Source organism: Xenorhabdus kozodoii, from assembly GCF_002632875.1.
Lineage (GTDB): Bacteria > Pseudomonadota > Gammaproteobacteria > Enterobacterales > Enterobacteriaceae > Xenorhabdus > Xenorhabdus kozodoii.
On record NZ_NJCX01000052.1, the window covers coordinates 1 to 6,481 of the forward strand.

Sequence of the window (6,481 nt, forward strand, 5' to 3'; positions counted from 1 at the left end):
GTGGCGGCGGTGTGCAGGTGTACTCATGGTTAATCAACTCTTATGATGGAATGGTGGGGCATTATTATTGCACGAAATTTCTCATGACGACACTATCTAGAGATAAAAGGGCCAGATGGTAATAAGTGCACATTCGAGACACTTGCAAAGAAATATGAAAGCAACGAAGAAATGACAACACTGCTGTTCATGTTGTACTACCGAGAATGTATTAAGCCTGGTTTACCTTCAGTTTCAGCTAAAAGTATTTCTGCTTCTTCTGGATCGACAAAGAAAGAAAGCGTTATCCAAGAATATAAGCGGTTCATGACCACTTTAATCCACGTCTTAAACAAGCAAAAACCGTCAGCCAAAAAAGCAAATATTTTCACAACTAACTACGATAATTGCTTTGAAATTGCTAGCGAAGAGTTGATGGCAGAAAGAACATCTCAGTTCGAAGTTAATGATGGTAGCACTGGTTTTCAAGCGCGTACTTTCCACACAAGAAATTTCAATAACCGTATCGTAAATAAAGGCGTATTTGACCGTCACGAACAGTTTCTTCCTCAAGTAAACCTTCTACATGCTCACGGCTCAATACATTGGATGAAAGGCAACAAAGATGGTGATATTGAACTTAATTACGGCACTAGCTGTTACAACATAGACTTCAATCAAGACGAAAATGATATTCTAGATGCTTGCAAAGTGATTCTTGATGATTCTGCAAAATCGCTTGATGACCTGAATGTATTTGCTGAAACAGATTTAACGAAACTTCGTTCTGACCGATTTTGGCCGGACTATAAAAAGATGCCTATCGTTAACCCCACAAAGTGGAAATTTCATGAAACCGTCTTTGAAGAGGCTTACTATCAGATTCTTCGCCACCTAAGTTATGAGCTTGAACGCCCTAATTCAGAATTAATTACTTTCGGCTTCTCTTTTGCCGACGAGCATATTCGCAGTCTTGTACAGCGAGCATTGTCTAATCCGTCATTGACTATGTACGTAATGTGCTATGACGAGTCGACGAAAAACTGGATGTCGGAGATGTTCAAAGAGTACTTAAATGTTAAGTTGATTTACTCTGAAGATAGAAAATTAGATTTTAAGCTTTTCAATGATGAATACTTCACGGTAAATAAACTAAACAAGCCTGTGCCTGAAGAAACTATGAAGCCAGTGCTTGACGCTGCAATTGGTGGCGTCAAATGACTATAGCAATTGGTGAAGTAATTTCAGTTAAAGGCACTAATATCACTGTAAAATTATACGAAGAGTCCAACAACGAAACGTTGTTCTATAACGGCGAAAAATTCAACGGTGTATCGATCCAAGAGTTCATTTTGATTCGTCGTGGATTCAAGGATATCGTTGCTAAAGTTCAAGGCGAATACCTAGATGAACGACTGAAAGACGAAGAGAACAACTGCTATATCCGTAAAATTGAGTTAGTACCAATTGGACATTTCCAGTTCAATGAATTCCATGAAGGCATGAAACACCTGCCAATGATCCTTGATATCGCGTACTTAATGAGTGACTCTCAGGTTAAATCTATCTTTGGAAAGTCTGACGACAACTTCGTTGTCGGTAAAACGCTTACTGAAGAAATACCTATATCGTTACCTTGGGTAAAGCTATTCAACACTCATATAGGAATTTTCGGCAATACGGGTAGTGGCAAATCTAATACGCTGACTAACATATACACAACGCTATTTCGCAATAAGCTAGCAAAGCTCATAAACAAGAGTCACTTTGTTGTTATCGACTTTAATGGAGAGTACACGAATAACCAGCTAATACCAAAAGGCGATTATAAGAAGGTATACCAACTAGATACTCGCAATGATGGTGGCGATAAATTTCCACTCACTAGCGATGTGTTCTGGGATGAAGAATTATTCGGAATCTTATTCAAAGCAACAGAGAACACTCAGAAGCCGTTCTTAAAGCGGATAGTTTCTGGTCAAAACAAATTCAAAGACAATCCAGATAGCTTGCAAAAGTACGTCAAGTCAACTATCAAGCGTGCTCTCACAAGTACCGCACAAAAGAAAGAGTTTGTAGCTCTGATTGAAGAGATTGCAAAACTTGTTGGCTCCCAAGACCTAGAGGAAAAAGTTAGGGAAATAGGCTGGCATGGTAACCAATCTAAATTGTATTTCCCAGACACCGCAAAGTATTTTGATGGTGGTGATAATGACCCTACGTACAATGACTATTGCAAAGCACATGTAGACGGCATCAACATTAGAGATTTATCGCCATTCAATGAGTTAAAGCTGAGAATCAACACCCAACTTCTTTCTGACCTCATTAGCGGTTATGTTCAGTTCGACCATATTCAACCTCTACTAAAGAGAGTAGAAGCGTCATTGACGGCACTAGATCGTGTGTTTGACGTTGGAAAAGAATCACCAGAAAACACGCTACTGTCAGTGATATCACTTCGAAAGACTAACCAGGAAATTAAGAAGGTTATGCCACTTTTGCTTGCTAAGTTTTATTATGGTGAACACAAGCAGAAGGTTATGAACCAGAGTCCACCAGAGCAAACATTCCACATGATAATTGATGAAGCTCATAACATACTGTCGGCCCAATCGAGTCGTGAAAGTGAGAGTTGGAAGGATTATCGTCTGGAATTATTTGAGGAAATTATCAAAGAAGGTCGTAAATTTGGTTTCTTCTTAACTTTGTCAAGCCAGAGGCCAGCAGATATCTCACCCACTATTATGTCTCAGCTACATAATTTTTTTATTCATCGCTTAGTCAATGACCGTGACCTCAAGTTGCTAGAGAACACGATTAGTTCACTTGATGAACTCTCACGACAAATGATTCCTAATCTTTCAAAGGGTTGTTCGATAATTATAGGAACATCATTCGATGTCCCAATGGTTGTTCAATTCAATGAAATGCCTGATGGTAGAAGGCCAGACAGTGACGATATTGATATTGAATCTCTTTGGAATTAGAGAATGAAAGAGCATATTTCAGGTGTTTTAGATATATTAGCTGCGATTTGACCTGACACTATCCTACGATACATAAAAGACGGTTGGCCTTACAACTAGATCGGAGCGGTACGGTAATTTTCCAATAAGCCTACGCACTCCGGTCAGCATCAGCATACGTGTTGCTGATTACGTCACTTGGCTGCCACTATAACCACTCAAGGCGATAAGAAAATCATGTAGTTGGTCGGCTAAAAGGTGTGGGAAGTGTTTTTGCTTGGGGGCTTTCAGTGCGCTGGCAAGGTCAGTAACGGGATTGAATTCTGCTCGTCCGGTAATAACGGCATAGGTGAAAATTTGCCGACAGGCCTGTCTGGTTTTTTTCAATTTATCCAAAACGCCGCGTTGTTCCATTTTTCGGAGCACAGCCAGCATTTCAGCAGGTTTAATCTCGGTAACAGCACGTTTACCAATATACGGGAAGATATCTTTTTTCAGATATTCCAGAATGTCTTCGGCATACCCTTTCGACTAGTTAGGGCGTTTATACTCGTGCCACTCAATAGCGATGGATTCAAAATTATTGCTGACCGCAAATACTTTGGCGGCCTTTTCTGCTCTCTTTTCTTCTATTGGATCATTACCACCCGATAGCGTCCGCCGTGCATCATTTCTCTTGGTTCGCGCTTCGGCAAGGGAGATTTCAGGGTATCCCCCTAATGCGAGCAATTTTTCTTTACCTGCGATCCGGTACTTTAACCGCCAATAACGAGAGCCATTAGGGTTAATCAATAGATATAGTCCGCCACCATCTGCAAGTTTGTAGGGTTTTTCTTTCGGCTTTGCAGTGTCCACCTGTCGGGCTGTTAGCTTCATGGGGGTATCTCACTTCATTGAACCTGAACGTACCCCTATAAGATCGTAGATTTCAACATACCTTACTAGACTACAGGAGAAGGGAAAAAGGCCAAGATTGCGGATTTACTGGGATTTTGTAGACTTCGGAAGACGTTACGATGCCCTACAGGATTCAATAAAAACAATTAGTTAATTGTTTTTAAATGATTTTATTTTGTTCAATTATCTGCTATACCCCCAATTATACCCCCATATTACTTTGTTATCTTTTAAATTCATCTTTCCGTGAATTGATATCTCCACCAATAAAAATTTTCTCTTTCTCCTTATTATCTAACTTTGCCGTAGTGGTATCATTGTAGTATTACTTTATCAGAGTCAATAAGGCATACTATAAAATTAACCAATGATTACTATGCCTAACATAACCATAACAAATAAAATATAATCAATAAAAAATAATAACGATATAAATAATAACAAATGTTATTTTTTGAACATCTACATATCTCACAAAGTTAAGTAAGATACGATCAAAGTATTAGAAAAAGTGATCTGGTATGCTTTACTATATGCAGTATCCCAGTGGTCGGCTAATTTTTATGAAAAGGGCTTCAAATGTCTGACTCTATTTTTAACTTCAAAAATTACCCAATAGTATTTATTGGGTCTGGAATGTCTAAAAGATACTTGGAAAATTCTCCAACATGGTCTGATTTGCTGGAAGAATACTGGAATAAAATTGATAATAATGGTCAGGATTTTTATAATTACTTATCGGAAATAAAGGATAAATATAAAGAAGAACAAAATGACTCTGATTTAAATCACAAAGTATATGCTGACGCGGCAACTTATATTGAAAAAAAATTTAATGGATTATTTAACTCAGGAAAAATATCATTGGATGGATTAACATCAAAAAGAGTTTTTGATGAAGATATATCACCGTTCAAATATTCTTTATGTCAAAGATTTAAGCAAAATAATTTAAAACAAAACATTAAAAAAGATGAAATTGAATCATTTAAGAAATTTTTAAAAAATGCAAAAATGATTATTACAACAAATTACGATTCATTTATTGAAACACTTTTATCAGAACAACGTGTTGAACCTAAAATGTATATTGGTAATGAAGGTTTTTTTGATGATACTGTTGGATGGAGTGAACTATATAAAATACACGGAGATATAGAATTACCTAATTCAATAGTAATTAATAGTTATGACTATGAAATATATGATAACAAATCGATACTCATTAGTGCGAAAATATTATCAAGCATGATAAAAAGCTCTATAATTTTTATTGGGTATTCATTAACAGATAGAAATGTAAAAAAGCTACTGACTGATTTTTCTTCACAGCTCCCAAAAGAAGATAAAAGAAAATCCGCTGAAAGAATTATTTTTATTGAATTCAAAAAAAATGAAATGGATATTTTAAAAACACATAGGACAGATGATAAATCACAAATAACGTATACATCTATAGAAACAGATAATTATAAAAAAATATATGATGAAATAAGTAACATAGATGAAGGATTGCCACCCTTTGATATCCTTAGATATCAAAGGGTAATAAAGCAACTTATTCTAGAAGAAGGGGAGAAAGGAAATCTAGGTAGTTTATTAGTCACGCCTTCTGATTTGGATGAATTAGAAAAATATGCTAATTCTGGTAAAAACTTAGTCGTAGCATTAGGTGATAAACAACTTGTTTATATTAGAGTGAAAGAAATTGGATATTTAGAAGATTATATATTTGAAAAAAATGAAATCCCCAACAAATCAGCTCTTGAATTTCTTATCGACTACTCTCCTCATGCTAGAACCCCTTTCTCTAAATTAATAAAATCTTGTGATTTTCACAATATTAATATATCAAAAAAAGAAATAAAAAAAATAGAAAAAAGAATAAAAGAACATGGAAAAATAGACAAATTAGTTAAATCCGTCCATCTGGATAAAACATTCTCAAAGAGAGAGTTTAGCTCAATCGAAGATATAAAATCCGAGAATTTATCAAATAAAAAAGAATTATTAGTTATAATAAAAAATATAAAATCAATAAATAAAGATGAATTAAAGAAATATATTCAAGAAGAAGCTTTTCCATTATTTAAAAATGATAATTTAAAATCAGACTTAAGAAAGTTATTTTTAGCTTTTGATCTATTAATGTATGGAGATGTAAGTTTAGATTTCTTAACGCAAGGTGACTGAAATTTTCTTAATTAAAAGAAAATATCTAAATATCTAGTGGGGTGCTTAGTCCCCCACAAGAAAATATCTGTTTAACTTAGGCTACTATTAGTCGGATTTTTTCTAGCCTTTCGCTCAATAAGCTGACCGCACATATCAAAATAGCGACTAGGCCAAATTTCAGATGGGTGTATTTCAAGATAGTTAGCAATAATCCACTCTCCTTTAGGCCAAGGTCGACTGAGAGTATTTGCTAGTGTAGATGAACTGAGTCCCGCTTCACGGGAAACAGCCGCTAAGGTCGTACCACGCTTACGTAATGCAGCAATAATGTCAGCTTGATGCCAGTCATAATGAGATGGTCGCCCCCTACTTTGTGAGCGATACTCTGACAGGGTATTTTTTTCTGGAGAGGTCATCATGCAAAACGTCACACTCATTGGTATCGATCTCGGTAAGCATTC

General features: G+C 36.0%; 4 protein-coding genes and 1 pseudogene. 3 read left to right on the top strand and 2 right to left on the bottom strand.

Translation table 11 applies throughout. The annotated features are described in order from the left end of the window. Nucleotides 1-171: 171 nt before the first annotated feature. On the top strand, nt 172-1,200 hold the full coding sequence (locus tag Xkoz_RS18735; protein ID WP_099143454.1) for an SIR2 family protein: 1,029 nt from the start codon (nt 172-174) through the stop codon (nt 1,198-1,200). Then, nucleotides 1,197-2,969 carry an ATP-binding protein gene (locus Xkoz_RS18740; protein ID WP_099143455.1) on the top strand — a complete coding sequence of 591 codons (1,773 nt, stop codon included), beginning with the start codon at nt 1,197-1,199 and terminating at the stop codon, nt 2,967-2,969. Before Xkoz_RS18735 ends, Xkoz_RS18740 begins: the two co-directional genes overlap by 4 nt. A gap of 171 nt (nt 2,970-3,140) precedes the next feature. Here Xkoz_RS18740 and Xkoz_RS18745 read toward each other — a convergent pair. Beyond that, a pseudogene (locus Xkoz_RS18745) lies at nt 3,141-3,824 on the bottom strand (tyrosine-type recombinase/integrase); the annotation flags it as partial. Nucleotides 3,825-4,424: 600 nt separating this feature from the next. Here Xkoz_RS18745 and Xkoz_RS18750 point away from each other — a divergent pair. Then, a complete protein-coding gene (locus Xkoz_RS18750; protein ID WP_099143456.1) occupies nt 4,425-6,038 on the top strand; it encodes an SIR2 family protein in 1,614 nt (537 codons plus the stop codon). Between the two features lie 71 nt (nt 6,039-6,109). Here the strand turns inward: Xkoz_RS18750 and Xkoz_RS18755 are convergent, their stop codons facing one another. Then, nucleotides 6,110-6,412 carry a helix-turn-helix domain-containing protein gene (locus Xkoz_RS18755; RefSeq protein WP_099143457.1) on the bottom strand — a complete coding sequence of 101 codons (303 nt, stop codon included), beginning with the start codon at nt 6,410-6,412 and terminating at the stop codon, nt 6,110-6,112. Nucleotides 6,413-6,481: the final 69 nt, after the last annotated feature.

Excerpts from the sequence above, each read along its gene's own strand:
- Xkoz_RS18735 (WP_099143454.1), top strand. The coding sequence starts at position 172 with ATGACAACACTGCTGTTCATGTTGTACTACCGAGAATGTATTAAGCCT.
- Xkoz_RS18740 (WP_099143455.1), top strand. The coding sequence starts at position 1,197 with ATGACTATAGCAATTGGTGAAGTAATTTCAGTTAAAGGCACTAATATC.
- Xkoz_RS18750 (WP_099143456.1), top strand. The coding sequence starts at position 4,425 with ATGTCTGACTCTATTTTTAACTTCAAAAATTACCCAATAGTATTTATT.